The organism is Mesorhizobium sp. B2-4-19 (genome assembly GCF_006441315.1).
In the GTDB taxonomy this organism is placed as follows: Bacteria; Pseudomonadota; Alphaproteobacteria; order Rhizobiales; family Rhizobiaceae; genus Mesorhizobium.
Map to the genome: position 1 here is coordinate 203,925 of NZ_VFUV01000003.1, position 14,697 is coordinate 218,621.

The 14,697-nt window shown below is 63.3% G+C and carries 15 protein-coding genes; 11 read left to right on the top strand and 4 right to left on the bottom strand.

What is annotated here, in order from left to right; translation table 11 throughout:
* Positions 1–31: 31 nt before the first annotated feature.
* Together FJ546_RS07080 and FJ546_RS07085 are read left to right on the top strand one after the other, a co-directional pair.
* The gene (locus FJ546_RS07080; protein ID WP_140888674.1) at positions 32–1,285 is read left to right on the top strand and encodes a multidrug efflux MFS transporter; all 1,254 of its coding nucleotides are present in this window, start codon (positions 32–34) and stop codon (positions 1,283–1,285) included.
* 24 nt (positions 1,286–1,309) lie between these two features.
* Positions 1,310–1,675, top strand: a complete 366-nt coding sequence (locus FJ546_RS07085; protein WP_140888675.1) for a DUF423 domain-containing protein — start codon at positions 1,310–1,312, stop codon at positions 1,673–1,675.
* A gap of 17 nt (positions 1,676–1,692) precedes the next feature.
* Here FJ546_RS07085 and FJ546_RS31110 read toward each other — a convergent pair whose 3' ends face one another.
* A complete protein-coding gene (locus FJ546_RS31110; RefSeq protein ID WP_181167841.1) occupies positions 1,693–1,842 on the bottom strand; it encodes a hypothetical protein in 150 nt (49 codons plus the stop codon).
* 362 nt (positions 1,843–2,204) lie between these two features.
* Between FJ546_RS31110 and FJ546_RS07090 the strand changes: the two genes are divergently transcribed.
* Positions 2,205–3,281, top strand: a complete 1,077-nt coding sequence (locus tag FJ546_RS07090; protein WP_140888676.1) for a substrate-binding domain-containing protein — start codon at positions 2,205–2,207, stop codon at positions 3,279–3,281.
* Between the two features lie 8 nt (positions 3,282–3,289).
* Here FJ546_RS07090 and FJ546_RS07095 read toward each other — a convergent pair whose 3' ends face one another.
* Positions 3,290–4,468, bottom strand: a complete 1,179-nt coding sequence (locus tag FJ546_RS07095) for an OpgC family protein (protein WP_140888677.1) — start codon at positions 4,466–4,468, stop codon at positions 3,290–3,292.
* A gap of 201 nt (positions 4,469–4,669) precedes the next feature.
* Here FJ546_RS07095 and FJ546_RS07100 point away from each other — a divergent pair, with 201 nt between their 5' ends.
* Entirely contained in the window at positions 4,670–5,335 is a 666-nt protein-coding gene (locus FJ546_RS07100; protein WP_140888678.1) for an alpha/beta hydrolase, read from the top strand.
* Between the two features lie 29 nt (positions 5,336–5,364).
* Here FJ546_RS07100 and FJ546_RS07105 read toward each other — a convergent pair whose 3' ends face one another.
* The gene (locus tag FJ546_RS07105; RefSeq protein ID WP_246686770.1) at positions 5,365–6,219 is read right to left on the bottom strand and encodes a TetR/AcrR family transcriptional regulator C-terminal domain-containing protein; all 855 of its coding nucleotides are present in this window, start codon (positions 6,217–6,219) and stop codon (positions 5,365–5,367) included.
* Positions 6,220–6,271: 52 nt separating this feature from the next.
* On the opposite strand from FJ546_RS07105, the gene FJ546_RS07110 reads away from it, so the two are divergent.
* The 4 genes from FJ546_RS07110 to FJ546_RS07125 are packed head-to-tail and all read left to right on the top strand — an operon-like array spanning position 6,272 to position 10,672.
* A complete protein-coding gene (locus FJ546_RS07110; RefSeq protein WP_140888679.1) occupies positions 6,272–7,351 on the top strand; it encodes a toxic anion resistance protein in 1,080 nt (359 codons plus the stop codon).
* Positions 7,352–7,404: 53 nt separating this feature from the next.
* Positions 7,405–8,934, top strand: coding sequence for a substrate-binding domain-containing protein (locus FJ546_RS07115; RefSeq protein ID WP_246686782.1), 1,530 nt, complete (start codon positions 7,405–7,407; stop codon positions 8,932–8,934).
* A 14-nt stretch (positions 8,935–8,948) separates the two neighbouring features.
* Complete coding sequence (locus FJ546_RS07120) at positions 8,949–9,566, top strand: 5-bromo-4-chloroindolyl phosphate hydrolysis family protein (protein ID WP_140888681.1); 618 nt, start codon at positions 8,949–8,951, stop codon at positions 9,564–9,566.
* Positions 9,566–10,672 (top strand): hypothetical protein, encoded by a 1,107-nt coding sequence (locus FJ546_RS07125; RefSeq protein WP_140888682.1) that lies wholly within the window; start codon positions 9,566–9,568, stop codon positions 10,670–10,672. The genes FJ546_RS07120 and FJ546_RS07125 overlap by 1 nt, the downstream gene beginning before the upstream one ends.
* Positions 10,673–10,675: 3 nt before the next feature.
* On the opposite strand, the gene sthA is transcribed toward FJ546_RS07125, so the two are convergent.
* The gene (gene sthA / locus FJ546_RS07130; RefSeq protein WP_140888683.1) at positions 10,676–12,064 is read right to left on the bottom strand and encodes a Si-specific NAD(P)(+) transhydrogenase; all 1,389 of its coding nucleotides are present in this window, start codon (positions 12,062–12,064) and stop codon (positions 10,676–10,678) included.
* A gap of 213 nt (positions 12,065–12,277) precedes the next feature.
* Here sthA and FJ546_RS07135 point away from each other — a divergent pair, with 213 nt between their 5' ends.
* From FJ546_RS07135 to FJ546_RS07145, 3 genes are all read left to right on the top strand, one after another.
* A complete protein-coding gene (locus FJ546_RS07135) occupies positions 12,278–12,748 on the top strand; it encodes an RDD family protein (RefSeq protein WP_140888684.1) in 471 nt (156 codons plus the stop codon).
* Positions 12,749–12,887: 139 nt separating this feature from the next.
* Entirely contained in the window at positions 12,888–13,652 is a 765-nt protein-coding gene (locus FJ546_RS07140; protein ID WP_019857587.1) for an arginyltransferase, read from the top strand.
* A 128-nt stretch (positions 13,653–13,780) separates the two neighbouring features.
* Positions 13,781–14,677 carry a DMT family transporter gene (locus FJ546_RS07145; protein WP_140888685.1) on the top strand — a complete coding sequence of 299 codons (897 nt, stop codon included), beginning with the start codon at positions 13,781–13,783 and terminating at the stop codon, positions 14,675–14,677.
* Positions 14,678–14,697: the final 20 nt, after the last annotated feature.

Sequence of the window (14,697 nt, forward strand, 5' to 3'; positions counted from 1 at the left end):
GCAACAAGCGCTGATATCGGGCAGGCAGGACATGACACAGGAAGACACACAACAGAGCGGCTACAACATCCACTGGCGGCGCAATCTCGCCGTCTGTTTCGGTGGCTCGTTCAGCACGCTCATCGCCATGACCCTGCTGTTGCCGTTTCTGCCGCTTTATGTCGAACAGCTTGGCGCGCAGGGCCATGCCGCCATCGTGCAATGGTCCGGCATCGCCTACGGCGCCACCTTCTTCGCCGCGGCCTTGGTCGCGCCCTTGTGGGGACGGCTGGGCGACCGCTACGGCCGCAAGGTGATGCTGGTGCGCGCCAGCTTCGGCATGGCGATCTGCATGTCGCTGACAGGCATGGTCGAGACGGTCTGGCAACTGGTGCTGCTGCGCCTGATGATCGGCTTTGCCGGCGGCTATTCCTCGGGATCGACCATATTGGTGGCCATGCAGACGCCCAAGGACCGTTCCGGCTGGGCGCTGGGCGTACTGTCGGCGGGAATAACGGCGGGCTCGCTGGTCGGGCCCCTGCTTGGCGGTGCGCTGCCGCCAGTGATCGGCATTCGCGCCACCTTCCTTCTGTCCGGCGGCGTCATCTTCCTGGCCTTCCTGGCAACGGCCTTCCTCATCAAGGAGACACCGCGCCCGAAGCCGGTAAAGGCGGGATCGGACGCCAGGCCGAAAAGCGGCTGGTCACGGATTCCAGACAAGCGCCCGGTCGTGGCCATGCTGATAACCGGCATGCTGCTGGCCTTCGCCAACATGTCGATCGAGCCGATCATCACCGTCTATGTGCAGCAGCTCATCGAGGATCAGAGCCGGGTGACGATGGTCGCCGGCGTGGTGATGTCGGCGGCGGCGCTGGGCACCATCCTGTCGGCGTCCTGGCTCGGCAAGCTCGCTGACCGCGTTGGTCACTGGAACGTCGTCGTCGGGGCGCTGACCGTCTCGGCCCTGCTGCTGATACCGCAAGCCTTCGTCACCAATGGCTGGCAACTGATCGGCCTGCGCTTCCTGATGGGTTTGGCGCTCGGCGGCTTGCTGCCCTGCATCACCAGCGTCATCCGCCACAACATCCCGGACGGCGTCGGCGGCAATGTGCTTGGCCTGGCGATCTCGGCGCAGTATGTCGGGCAGGTTGCGGGACCATTGACCGGCGGCTTCGTCGGCGGTCATTTCGGCATGCGGGCGGTGTTTCTCGGCACATCGGCGCTGATGGCCGGCGGCGCCGTCTACAACTGGATTGTCCAGTCGCGGCGCATACGGCATATGGCGCTGGAAGCAAGTAAGTCCTGAGAGCGTTAGAGGGAGCTGGCCGACATGAATTCCGCCGAACCAAGCGCCAGCCGTCTCCTCGTGCTTGCCGGCGGTCTCGCCGGCGCGGCGGGCGTGGCGCTGTCGGCAGCGGCCGCGCACCGCGGCGGCGCCTTCACCGGCACGGCCGCGTCGTTCCTCTTGATGCACGCGCCGGTCTTCCTCGCCGTCGGCCTCATCGGCGCGAATCGCTGCCTGCGGATCGCGAGCCTTGTCCTGCTTGCCGGACTCCTGCTTTTCGCGGGCGATCTCCTCGCCCGCGATTTCCTCGGATCGAGACTGTTTCCGATGTCGGCGCCGATCGGAGGCACCCTGCTCATCGCCGGCTGGCTGGGGATAGCGATTTCCGCCCTGGTGCGTCCGCGTTCCTGAGACCGACTACGCGGGTATCAATCCCTGGGACGTTCGGTACGCACCCAAAGATCGCGATTGCGCGCGGCCGGCTTCGTCAGGCGCCGCACCCTCGGCCGCTCGGCGGCCGGGGCGATGCCCCAGTAGTTGCGATAGATGTCCTCGAACAAATGCTTGATGGGATGCATGGTTCTTTTCCCTTTGAATTGAATCGATCCAATCGGCGAGCAAAAAAATGCGTCGCTCAGCTGCGCTTGCGCTCCACAAGGAAGCGAAGGTCACGAATCCATGGGCCGGTCCTGCCCCGAAGCCTGGAGCTGTTGGCGCCCGATCCAATACGCCAGTCGTTGCGATAGATGTCTTGGAACAGATAATTGACGGGATGCATAGCGTACCTTCCCCTTGTCATTCAGCAGGGCAAATCTACAGTTTGGATCGATTCAAACATAGGTCTTCAAGCATCTTCAGTCAAGCAAAATTTGAATCGATCCAACGAAAGTGCTAGATGCAAATCCGGAACGTGCTAAATGCATGTCAGGAGGCACGCACAATGGCGTCACTCACCGCAGGCAATCGAAGACCCGTCCGGCTGGCCGACATCGCCAAGGCCGCCGGTGTTTCGCACGGCACCGCATCCAATGTCTTCAGCCGCCCGGAGATCGTGCGCGAGGAAGTCCGCGAAAGGGTCAAGGCGGCGGCCGAAGCGATGGGCTATGGCGGGCCGGATCCCAAGGGCCGCCTGTTGCGGGCGGGCAAGGTCAACGCCATAGGCGTCGCCACGGCCGAACCCCTCTCCTATTTCTTCGACGATCCTTTCGCGCGCGTCATGATGGCGAGCATCTCCCAGGCCTGCGACGCGACGGGAGCCGGCATCTCCCTGGTCTCGGCCGCCAACAATGAACAACTGGCCTGGAACATCCAGAGCGCCCTGGTCGACGGCTTCATCGTCTTCTGCATCGAAGGCGGTTCGCGCCTGGTGGAACTGGCACGCGAGCGCAAATTGCCCTTCGTGGCGCTCGACCTGGACTCCGAGGATGGGGCGGTTGCGGCCATCGGCGTCGACAACATCGCCGGCGCCAGCCTGGCGGCTGGCCATCTGACAGATCTCGGACATCGCCGTTTCGCCGTCCTGGCACTGCCTTTTGCCGACGGCAGGACAGGTCTCGTTTCACCCGAGCAGGTTCGATCCGCGACCTATGCGGGAACGCGCGACCGCCTCACCGGCTATCTGCAGGAACTCTCGCGGGTCGGCATCGACACATCCAAGGTGCCCGTCTACGAGACCGCCAACGATGCGACCAGCACGAAAGCGGCGCTCGAAACCATCTTCGCCGCCAAGGAGCCGCCCACGGCCATCCTGGCGATGTCGGACAAGATAGCCCTGGTGACGCTCGAATGGCTGAGCGCGCGCAAGCTCAACGTCCCCAACGATGTTTCCATCGTCGGATTCGACGGTGTTCCGGAATCCGCCATGTCCGAGCCGCCCTTGACCACGATCGCCCAGCCGATCGCCGAAATGGGCCGCCTTGCCGTCAAGGCGATCCTGGAGAGTGATGGCAAGGTCAGCCGGCAATTGCTGCCGGTCGAGCTGATCGTGCGCGCCTCGTCGGCTCCGCCGCGCGGCTGAACCGCCCCTCAGCGATTGGCCCTTGCTACCGCCGTGATGCCGAAGGACGCACGCGCAGGCGTGACGTCCTTTTGCGGCGCGCGAACCTTGCCCGAGCCGCCGATGGTCGACAGCCATTCGAGATAGAAGGCCAGCGCGAACTGCATGGCGATGCCGGCCGACAGCAGCAGGGTGTCATAGGCAAGCCCGCCCGGATTGATCAGTTTCATCACCTGCGCGACCATCGCGATCACCGTGCCGGCGATGAAGACGGGCAGAGAGCGCTTGCCGAGTATAGCCAGCGGGTGATCAGGGCCGGTGCGGAACAGGTTCGACAGTGCCGGCAAGGCGACGAAGAGGTAGCTGACCGCCAGTATATGCAACAGCCGCGGCAGCGACAGGAAGGTCTTGTCGAAGCCACCGAGCACCACGGGAAGCTTGAACCAGGTTATCTGCCCCCAAAGCGGGCTGTGCACCCAGACCAGCGCCGTCGCCACATAGGCCGCGGCCGCGCCGACCAGCCAGCGGTTGACCGGAATGACTCCGCCACGCCTGACATGCAGCATGGCGGCAAGGCCGATGTTGAACAGGAACTGCCAGGACAGCGGGTTCAGGAACCAGAAGCCGGGTTCAGGATAATTGGGCGGAGCGATCTGCCAGATGCCGGCAATCAGCCACAGCGTACCGGACGCGGCAAGTGCCGCGGCAGGCCGGTAGCTGATGAGCAGGACGAAGGCCGGAGCCATCAAAAGCAGCGCGGCGTAGACCGGCAGGATGTTGTTGTAGCCAAGCTGATGGCCGAGCGTGACGATGCCGACCAGCACTTCCGGCGTGTTCTTCATCAATGGCTCGATGTTGATCAGTTTCAGGAGCTCCGGGCGCCTGGTGAACACCGCCACGGTGCAGAACAAGCCGATCACCACCATCGTGGTGACGATGTGGGCGACGTAGAGCACGCCTGCGCGCCGCCACATCTTCAACGTGGCCAGAAGCCGGCCACCCGGCCGGAACTTGGTGCCGTAGGCGAGCGCGACCGAGATGCCGGAAATCAGCACGAAAGCCTCGGCCGCGTCCGAGAAACCGAAATTCTTATAGGTCAGGGTTTCGAAAGCCGTGCCGGGCACATGGTCGATGAAAATGACGATCAGCGCCAGCGCGCGCAGCACATCGATACGCGTATCGCGTTCGGGCGAAATAGGGGTAGTCATCGACAAAAGGCCTCAAAGCTGGTTGTTCATGTCCAGCAATGCGACCCCCGGCGCACCGCTTCGATTCCTCCCACGCGGAGTATATCGGCGTATAAACGGGCCGGAATACGCCCGGTTCAATCAACTTTCGCGGAGCATGAAAATATTGCGTTTTGAAGCCGGCAAATTGAGCGGAACCTCATATAATCAAGAGGATGCGGGATGATCGGCGACGGCCCCGAAAACGCCCCCCTGGTCACGGATATGGCCTTTGCCTATCGCCTCCTGGCCGCTGGCGGAGACAGCCGTGAGTGCCTGTTTCTGCTGCATGGGTCGGGTGTCGACGAGACGACCCTGATACCGCTGGCAAGACGGATCTCGCCCCGCGTCAGCCTGGTCGCGGCGCGTGGCCGCATCCCCCAGGAGGACGGTTTTCGCTGGTTCGAGCGGATAAACCCGACGCGCTTCGAACAGAAGAGCATCCTCGCAGAGACAGCGGCTTTCGCTTCATTCGCAAGCGAGGCAGCCAGACGCCATGGGCTCGATCTCGATCGCGCAACGTACCTCGGCTATTCGAACGGCGCCAATCTGGTTTCCAGCCTGATGCTGCTCCATCCAGGCATCGTCCGCCAGGCGGCGCTGCTGCGGCCGATGCCCGTCCTCGACCATGTGCCGGCGACGGACCTGGCGGGAACAAGGACGCTGATCATCGCCGGTGCCACCGACGAGACCTACGGACCGTTCGCGCCGGCGCTGGTGACGATGCTCAGCCGCCACGGCGCCGAGATGGACGCCCGGATCATTCCCTCGGGCCATGAAATCGGCGATCCGGACGCCGCGATCGTCAGGCAATGGCTGGCCGGACCGGCGACTGTGCATATGAGCTGACAGGCTGAACCGGACGGGCGCTCGCACGATCAGCGCTCGGCCACGATCCGCGCCTCCGCTCCGGCAATCAGCAGAGCAAGTCCACTTTCGAACAGCGCTTCGTGGCCGCCGGCCCGATAATGGTCCAGCGCCTGGCGCAAAAGCGGGTAATCCTGCGCGGCGGCGTCCAGCGTTTCGCCGCGCCCAGGTCCCGAGGGATACTCCGCCTGCTCCTCCATTACGCAGCCGACCGTGTAGCGCCCGATCGTCATCAGCAGGTCCGTCGCCGACATGGCGGACAGGCCTTCGCCACCGAGAAACTCCAGCAAGCGCTCGAAATGCCCGAGTTCCTCCGGATCTGCTTCCGTACCGGCGTGGACACGGGCGCCATCGCGATAGGCAATCAGCGCGCCGCGGAAACTGCGGGCATTCTTGCGCACAAAATCCTGCCAGGCCTCGCCCGGCTGCGGCGTCCGATGCCTGTGACCCTGCCGCAGGATTTCCTCATTCATCGCATCAAGCAAGGCTCGCTTGTTCCTGAAATGCCAGTAGAGCGCCGGCTGCTGGACCTTGAGGCGCTGCGCAAGCACGCGGGTCGAAAGAGCATCGATACCGACTTCGTTGAGCAGCTTCAGCGCTTCATCGACGATCAGTACCTTGTCCAATTTCATGCGAATCCTCCCGTTTTCGGGCCCTTGGTCATCGCCACGCTCTACTTCCGCACGCCGACAGTCTTTCCGGGAACGGTGTGGGTCGCGGGCGCGGCGCTGTATGTGCTGTGCCTGTCTCTGCTCTTCGGCACCCGGCGAGCCGAACCGCGGCGGGAAGCCGCGAAATAAGTGTGACAAAAGCAACTGTTCACCAACGAAATGGCTCGTGGCTTCCATTGTCCACAGCGGCGACATATGTCTGTTACATCAGGTGTATCGAGATACTGTTCACTCAGGGGAGGTCTGCATGGCCGACAAGAACAGCGTCACTCTGCTCGACGACACTTCGCAATTGCCTGTCATCGCGGCCAATCCGGCCGAGATCGCCAGGATTGAAACCAGCATCGACGTGCGCGACCGCGCCGCGATATCGGTATTCGGCGACCGCGCCCAGCAGGCCGTCAGCGACTACGCAGACAAGATCCTGTCCCAGTTGCGCAATCGCGATCTCGGCGACACGGGCGACCTGCTGACCGACATCATCATGAAGGCCAAGAACCTCGATCCGGCTTCGCTGAAGGATCAGGGGTTTTTGAGCAATCTATTTTCCTCGTTCAAGGCGCGGCTCGAGCGCTTCAAGGAAAAATACGAAGATGTGGCTGGCCAGATCGACCGCATCGGCCTGGAACTCGATCGCCATAAGGATACGCTGCGGCGGGACATCGCCGTTCTCGACGACCTGCATGAGCAGACCAAGGATTCCATCGTCAAGCTCGATGCCTATGTGCAGGCGAGCAAGAAATTCGTCGACGATTATCGAACCAATGAGTTGCCGAAATTGCAGGCGGCCGCGGATAAGGCGGGCGGCGACGTCGGCGGCACGCTGGAGGCGCAGACCTACCAGGATGCGGTGCAAGCCCTGGATCGTCTGGAAAAGCGCGTCTTCTACCTAGTGCAGGCGCGCCAGCTCGGCATCCAGCAATTGCCGCAGATCCGCATCGTCCAGTCCGGCGACGAGACGCTGATCGAGAACCTTCAGGCGACCTCGGCGCTGACCGTGCCGGCCTGGAAGCAGAAAATGGTCATCCTGCTTGGGCTGACCAACCAGAAATCGGCGCTTGAACTGCAAAAGACGGTGACGGACGCCACCAATGAGATGATCCGCCAGACCTCCAAGATGATGAAGGACCAGGCGATCTCGATCGAGGAGCAGGCGCAACGCGGCATCGTCGATGTCGAAACGCTGGCGCAGGCCAACCGCGACCTCATCGATACCGTGCAGGGCGTGCTGAAGGTCCAGCAGGAGGGCCGCCAGAAGCGGGCCGACGCTGAAAAGCAGATGGACCAGATGACGCTCGATCTGAAGAAAGCGCTGACCCAGGCCTGATCGGAACCGCCATGCCGAAGACGCTGACGTCCGTTCTGCTGCTGGCCATCGCGATGCTTTTGGCCGCCTGCAATTCGAGCAACGTCAAATTCTCGATCGTCTCGGGTTCCGAAAACACGGTGCTGGAGCCGATCGTGCAGGAATTCTGCACCACGCAAGGCGCGACCTGCACCTTCGCCTATGAGGGTTCGCTCGACATCGGCCTTGGCCTGCAACGGCCCGCCGGCCTCGACCAGGATGCGGTCTGGCCGGCCTCGAGCGTGTGGGTCGACCTGTTCGATTCCGGCCGCAAGGTGCGCAATTTGACCTCGATCGCGCAGATGCCGGTCATTCTGGGCGTGCGCAAATCCAAGGCCGAAGAGCTTGGCTGGGTCGGCAAACCGGTCTCCATGAAGGACATCCTGGCCGCGGTGAAGGACGGCAAGCTCAAATTCCTGATGACCTCGGCGACGCAGTCCAATTCCGGCGCCAGCGCCTATCTCGCCATGCTGTCCAGCGCGCTCGGCGGCAAGGAGGTGATCGAACCCGGCGATCTCGACAATCCCAACGTACGCGAAACGGTGAGTGCGCTGCTGCAGGGCGTCGAGCGTTCGTCCGGCTCGTCGGGCTGGCTCGCCGATCTCTATGTCGACAGCGCCGGCAAGGGCTCTGTCTACGACGCGATGTGGAACTATGAGGCGACGCTGAAGGAGACCAACGACAGGCTGAAGCAGATGGGCAAGGAGCCGCTCTATGCCGTCTATCCGGCCGACGGCATCGCGGTCGGCGATTCCCCGCTCGGCTTCATCGATCACGGGCACGGCCCGGACGTCGAAAAATTCTTCACCGACCTGCTCGCCTATCTGCAGTCGGACGCCGTGCGCAAGCGCATCGCCGACACCGGCCGGCGGCTGCCGCTTGGCGGTGCGGCGATCCAGGCCGCGGCCGAACCCGAATGGAATTTCGACCCGGGCAAACTGGTGACGTCGATCCGCATGCCGGAGCCGGCGGTGATCCGCAAAGCGCTCGACCTCTACCAGGAGGCGCTGCGCAAGCCGTCGCTGACGGCGCTGTGCTTCGACTTCTCCGGCTCGATGGAAGACAAGGGCGAGAAACAGCTGCAGGCCGCCGCACAGTTCCTGTTCACGCCGGAAAAAGCCAGCGAGGTGCTGGTGCAGTGGACGCCGTCCGACCACATCTTCGTGCTGCCGTTCGACGGCGTCGTGCGCGCCAATTTCGCGGCGACCGGCGATGCGGCGGGGCAAGCCCAGCTGCTGGCTGCGGTCGCCGACCAGCACGCCGGCGGCGGCACCGACATGTATGCCTGCGCCCAACAGGCGCTGCAGCAGATCACCGCGACGCCGGATCTGCCCAAATACCTGCCGGCGATCATCATCATGACGGATGGCAGGACGGATGGAAGCGCCGACTTCTTCCTCCAGCAATGGCGCAACGCGCCGGTGCGCGTGCCGGTGTTCGGCATCACCTTCGGCGACGCCGACAAGAGCCAGCTCGACAGCCTTGCCAAGGCGACTTCGGCACGCGTATTCGACGGCAGCGGCGACCTTGCGGGCGCCTTCCGCGCCGCTCGCGGCTACAACTGAGAAGCGCGGCTGGGATGCGTGGCTTGTTCGGCAACGACTGGAACTGGATCGCGGCGGGCCTCGTATCGGCGGGTTTGCTGATCGGGCTGAGCCTGCTTACCCACTTTCCGTTCCTGGTGTCTGCAATCATCGCCGCGCTGGTCTTTGCCGGATTGGTGTTCGTGCTGGCGCCACGCCAGCTGTTCGAAGGCCTCGATCTGAATTCGTTCTCCGGCAGCCGGGTGGCGTTCGCCCGCGAGCTTTTGGCACAGGCCCAACCGGCCGCGGATAGACTTGCCGCGGCGGCCGGCACGATTGGCGACAAGGAGATGAAGGCGAAGGTGAAGAACCTCTCCGACATCGCCGCCGATGTGATTTCCAGGGTCGAGGCCAAGCCCGACAGCGCGCCTTCGGTGCGGCGGTTCCTCACCTATTACGTGCCGCAGGCGGCAGAGGTAGCAGAGGGCTATGCGACGCTGGCCAACCGGCGCGCTCCCAGTCAGGCCCGGCTGGCGAATGTCGGCGCGGTGATCGCCAAGCTTCAGGATGCTTTCACGCATTATGCAGACAGCCTGGCCGATACCGAACTCGGCACGCTCGACGTGGACCTGCGACTCATTCAGGAGTCGCTGAAAGAGGATATTGGTCGCTGATGGCCATTTCGCGCCGCGCTTTTGGACTGGGTCTGCTGGGTGCGGCCGCCGCCGGCACCGGAGGCTATCTGACACTCAAGGATCGCCCCGAATTCCGAGGCTATCTCGGCAACAAGGCGCATCTGTTCGGCTTCATCGGCGGCGAGAAGCAGGCTTTTCTTGCCGATCCGGACGTGGCCCATGCGCTCGGTGGCTATGGGCTTGGGCTGGACGCGCGCGTCGCAGGTTCCGTCGAGATGGTGCGGGAAGCGGCACTTCTGTCGCAGAAGCCACAATTCCTGTGGCCATCCTCCTCGATCATGGTTGATCTCGCCCGCAAGAACGGGGTGTCGATCCGCAACGACCAGGTGGTGCTCAACTCGCCGATCGTCGTCTACACCTGGGGGCCGGTGGTCGAAGGGCTGAAGAGGAGCGGACTGGTCACGGTAGCCGCCAAGGGCGGCTACAACCAGCTCGACCTCAAGGCCTTGCTCGACGCCGTTCTTGCCGGCAAGAACTGGTCGGATCTCGGCATCGGCGAGCTTTATGGCCGGGCGCGCATCGTCTCCACCGATCCCAATCGCTCCAATTCCGGCTTCATGTTCGCCGGCCTGGTGCTGAGCCTGATGAGCGGCGATGTGGCGACGCAGGAACTGCTGGCCCAGCACGGCGATGAGGCCAAGGCGATCTTCCGCAGCATGGGCCTGAAGTCGTCCTCGTCGGGAAAACTGTTCGATCAGTACATCGCCGGCGGCCTTGGCGCCGAGCCGATGGTGGTCGGCTACGAAAACCAGCTGGTCGAATGGGCGCTAGCCGACCCGGCGCGCTGGCAAAGGGTACAGGCCGGCATAGGCGCCAAACCTGAGATCCTCTACCCCAGACCGACCGTCTACTCCGCGCATCCGTTGATCGTCATCGATCCGGCGGTCGACCGGCTGCTGGAGGCGCTGACCAGCCCGAAGCTGCAGCAGCTTGCCTGGTCCAAGCACGGGTTCCGCGGGCCGCTTGGCACCGTGGCGGGTGATGCCGACGCCATAGCCGGTGTAAGACCGGCGGAGATCGAAGCGGTGCTGCCGATGCCGTCGGCCGATGTGATGCTGGCGCTGCTCAACCAGATGGAAGGGTAGAGGTCAGCCCCGCCCCATGCGATTCCAGGCATCGAGCCCGGCTATCTTGTAGGCTTCCGCCAGCGTCGGATAGTTGAAGGTGTTGTTGACGAAGAAGTCGACGGTGCCGCCCAGATTGATGACGGCCTGGCCGATGTGAATGAGCTCTGTGGCGCCCTCGCCCACGATGTGCGCGCCGAGCAGGCGGCGCGTTTCGATCGAGAACAACAGCTTCAGGAAGCCGGTGTCGACGCCCATGATGTGGCCGCGCGAGGTCTCGCGGAAGCGCGCCACGCCAACCTCATAGGCACCGCCGCTCTGGCGCACCTGTTCCTCGGACTGGCCGACGGTCGAGATCTCCGGCACCGCATAGATGCCATAGGGGAAGGTTTCCGGCGGCGGCGGTAGCGTCACGCCGAAAGCGTGGCAGGCGGCCACCCGGCCCTGCTCCATCGAGGTCGAGGCCAGACTCGGAAAACCGATGACGTCGCCGGCGGCGTAGATGTTGGGGACGCTGGTCTGGAAGGTCTGCGGATCGACCTTGATGCGGCCTCGGGAGTCGGCCTCGATGCCGACCACGTCGAGGCCCAGGCTGCCGACATTGCCGGTGCGGCCGGCGGCGTAGAGCACGACTTCCGAACGGATGGTGCGGCCATCGGCCAGTTCCACTTCGGCGGCTTCTGGCTTGGAGCGGATTTCCTTCACCGCGCTGCCAAGCCTTATCGTCATGCCGCGATCGCGCATCTGGTGGATGAAATCGTCGACGATCTCGCGGTCGACGAAATCGAGGATGGAATTGCGCGGCTCGACCAGCGTCACCGGCACGTCGAGCGCGGAAAAGATCGTGGCGTATTCGACGCCGATGACGCCGCCACCGATCACCGTCAGCGTGCGCGGCAGGCGGTCGAGTTCCAGCATCTCGTCGCTGTCGAAGACGCGGGTCTTGTCGAAGGGCACATCGCGCGGCCGGTGCGGCCTGGTGCCGACCGCGACCAGCGCGTTGGCGAATCCGACTTCGCTGTAATCGTCATTGTCTGATGTCAGGCTGACCTTGTTGGGGCCGAGAAATTTCACCGCCGCGCGGGCGCTCTTGACGGTGTTGCGCATGAACTGGTGCTGCAGCACCTCGACCTCGTGATCGAGCGTCTTGTGCAGGCGCTCGATCAGATCGCCGACGGAAATGTCCTGCTTGACCCTGTAGCCGCGTCCATAAAAACCGCGCTCGCGCCAGCCCGAGAGATTAAGCACGGTTTCGCGTAGCGTCTTCGAGGGAATGGTGCCGGTGTGTACGGAGACCCCGCCGAGGCGCCGGCCGCGGTCGACCACCAGCACCGATTTGCCGAGCTTGGCCGATTGCACGGCGGCGCGGCGGCCGGAGGGGCCGCTGCCGATGACCAGCATGTCATAGTCCATAGTGCCCCGTCCCTCTGCCCCTGGGCGCTTTTGTTGCGCCGCAGCAAGCTAATGCCATCCGCATGGCAAATTCAACCGATTCGGATCGTATCCTGTGTCGCTCGCGCCTTGCGCCCCCCGACAGGATCCCGACCTTGATTCCGACACAGGCCTTCACCATTTCATTGGCGTGCGGCCCGCACCCTATGTCGGGCCCTGTTACGAGGAAATGACATGAACGCGCGCGTTCTCGACGGCGAAATCATCAACACCCGGCTTGACGGTGTCAGGGCCTATGAAGGCGTGCGCACACGGCGCATCCTGGCCTTCGTGCTCGACTACATCATCGTCGCCCTGCTCACCATTCCCTTCGCCATACTGGTGTTCTTCCTCGGGCTTTTGACGCTCGGTCTCGGCTGGATGCTGTTCGGCGTCCTGGTGCCGGCCGTCGCCATCCTCTACATCTGGAACACGCTGGGCAGCGCCGACCAGGCGACCACGGGCATGAAGATGATGGGTGTCCGCCTTGATCGTCTCGACGGGCGGCCGATCGACGGCCTGACCGCGGTCGTCCATTCCGTGCTGTTCTGGGCGGGCAACGTCATCCTGTCGCCGCTGGTCCTGCTGGTGACCTTGTTCTCCGACCGCAAGCGTACGCTGCATGACCTTTTGCTTGGCACGGTGGTCAGCCGCACCGACCGTTAAAGGCGTTTTTCGGGAGCGCTTGCGCCTTGTCGGCGCAAATGTGAAGGCGTTCGCATGCCTGCGCCTTCACAATCCTGTTGAATTTTTCGCTTTCCGCGCCAAAGGTAGAGCGACTCGAAGGAGCGTTTCCAAGACTTAAATGACGCAGCATCCGACCCAGTCGCCGCAGTTCTTCCTGACAGCGCCGTCACCGTGCCCCTATCTCGACGGCCAGTTCGAGCGCAAGGTGTTCACGCATCTGGTCGGCGACAAGGCGTCGGAGATGAACGACCTGTTGACGCAAGGCGGCTTCCGGCGCTCGCAGAACATCGCCTACCGGCCGGCCTGCGAGACCTGCCGCGCCTGCGTTTCGGTGCGCATCCTCGCCCAGGAATTCACCGCCAGCCGCAACATGAAGCGTGTGCTGCAGCACAATTCCGACCTCGTCGGCGCCATGCACAATGCCGAGCCCTCGACCGAACAATATTCGCTGTTCCGCAGCTATCTCGATGCCCGCCACCGTCGCGGCGGCATGTCCGACATGACGGTGCTCGACTACGCCATGATGGTCGAGGATACCCATGTGGACACCAAGGTGATCGAATACCGGCGGCGTGGGCCCGACACCTTCATCACCGGCAAGGGTCAGGGCGAACTCATTGCGGTGGCGCTCACCGACAAAATGGCCGACGGCCTGTCGATGGTCTATTCCTACTTCAATCCCGATTTCGAGGAGCGTTCGCTCGGCACGTTCATGATCCTCGATCACATCGCCCGCGCCAGGGCGATGGGCCTGCCCCATGTCTACCTCGGCTACTGGGTCAACGGCTCGCGCAAGATGAATTATAAGATGCGCTTCATGCCGCAGGAGCATCTCGGCCCCAAGGGCTGGGAGCGCTACACCAACGAAGCGGTTTCACGCTGAGTTTATCCACGATCCGCGCTTAAACAGTTTCAAGGCAGGGGATGCTGGTCTTTCAGCCGGTCGGCTGGAGAGAGTGCGCCATTGCACCGGTCAGCCCTCGGCCTGCATTTCATTGCGAAAGTTCCTGCATGTCCGCTCACAACCACCACCAGAAGGGCCTCTTGATAACCGCCATAGGCGGGCTGACTCTGACCGTCGACATTCCGCTGATCCGCCTCGCCGATGGCGGCGCATGGACGATCCTCATGTTGCGCACCGGCACCACTTTCGTGGCTGCCCTGGTCATCTGGGCAGTCTGGCGCTCGCTGAGCAAGAACGCGCCGCAACTCATTCCGGGCTGGACAGGACTCGTCGTCGCCGCGTTCTACGGGCTTGGCTCGATCGCCTTCATCACCGGCGTCTTCAATACCTCGACGGCCAATCTCGTCTTCATCCTGGCTTTCACCACCATGTTCTCCGCGCTGCTGTCATGGCTGTTCCTGAAGGAGCGGCCGCGGCCTCCGACGCTCGCCGCGCTGGCGCTGATGATCTTCGGCGTGGCCATCATCGTCGGCGATTCGATCGGCGCCGGACATCTGTTCGGCGACCTGATGGCGCTGTGTTCGGCCTTCTGCATCGCTTCGGCCATCACCATCTCGCGCGCCAGCGGCAAGGACATGGGTTTCACGGCCCTGATCGGCGTCATCCTGCCGCTTATCGTTGCGGTGTTCATGGTCTCGAAGACCGGCTTTCACGTGAACGCGCCCTGGTGGATCATCTTCAACGGCGCCGTCATCATGCCGATCTCGTTCTTCTGCCTCGCCGCCGGGCCGAAATACATTTCGGGGCCGGAAGTGGCGATGTTCTACCTGCTCGAAACCGTGCTGGCGCCGGTCTGGGTGTGGATGATCTTTGCCGAGACACCGACCCGCAACAGTCTGATCGGTGGCGCGATCCTGATCGTCACGCTGGTCGCCCATTCACTCTGGCAACTGCATGACGGCCGTAGGCAACGGGGTGACCTTGCGGTGCACCATCCGGTCTGACTTGTAATTGATGGGCCTAG

What these genes read in the sequence shown, in the direction of transcription:
- FJ546_RS07080 (WP_140888674.1), top strand. Translation starts at nt 32, where the DNA reads ATGACACAGGAAGACACACAACAGAGCGGCTACAACATCCACTGGCGG.
- FJ546_RS07085 (WP_140888675.1), top strand. Translation starts at nt 1,310, where the DNA reads ATGAATTCCGCCGAACCAAGCGCCAGCCGTCTCCTCGTGCTTGCCGGC.
- FJ546_RS31110 (WP_181167841.1), bottom strand. Translation starts at nt 1,842, where the DNA reads ATGCATCCCATCAAGCATTTGTTCGAGGACATCTATCGCAACTACTGG.
- FJ546_RS07090 (WP_140888676.1), top strand. Translation starts at nt 2,205, where the DNA reads ATGGCGTCACTCACCGCAGGCAATCGAAGACCCGTCCGGCTGGCCGAC.
- FJ546_RS07095 (WP_140888677.1), bottom strand. Translation starts at nt 4,468, where the DNA reads ATGACTACCCCTATTTCGCCCGAACGCGATACGCGTATCGATGTGCTG.
- FJ546_RS07100 (WP_140888678.1), top strand. Translation starts at nt 4,670, where the DNA reads ATGATCGGCGACGGCCCCGAAAACGCCCCCCTGGTCACGGATATGGCC.
- FJ546_RS07105 (WP_246686770.1), bottom strand. Translation starts at nt 6,219, where the DNA reads ATGTCGCCGCTGTGGACAATGGAAGCCACGAGCCATTTCGTTGGTGAA.
- FJ546_RS07110 (WP_140888679.1), top strand. Translation starts at nt 6,272, where the DNA reads ATGGCCGACAAGAACAGCGTCACTCTGCTCGACGACACTTCGCAATTG.
- FJ546_RS07115 (WP_246686782.1), top strand. Translation starts at nt 7,405, where the DNA reads ATGCTTTTGGCCGCCTGCAATTCGAGCAACGTCAAATTCTCGATCGTC.
- FJ546_RS07120 (WP_140888681.1), top strand. Translation starts at nt 8,949, where the DNA reads ATGCGTGGCTTGTTCGGCAACGACTGGAACTGGATCGCGGCGGGCCTC.
- FJ546_RS07125 (WP_140888682.1), top strand. Translation starts at nt 9,566, where the DNA reads ATGGCCATTTCGCGCCGCGCTTTTGGACTGGGTCTGCTGGGTGCGGCC.
- sthA (WP_140888683.1), bottom strand. Translation starts at nt 12,064, where the DNA reads ATGGACTATGACATGCTGGTCATCGGCAGCGGCCCCTCCGGCCGCCGC.
- FJ546_RS07135 (WP_140888684.1), top strand. Translation starts at nt 12,278, where the DNA reads ATGAACGCGCGCGTTCTCGACGGCGAAATCATCAACACCCGGCTTGAC.
- FJ546_RS07140 (WP_019857587.1), top strand. Translation starts at nt 12,888, where the DNA reads ATGACGCAGCATCCGACCCAGTCGCCGCAGTTCTTCCTGACAGCGCCG.
- FJ546_RS07145 (WP_140888685.1), top strand. Translation starts at nt 13,781, where the DNA reads ATGTCCGCTCACAACCACCACCAGAAGGGCCTCTTGATAACCGCCATA.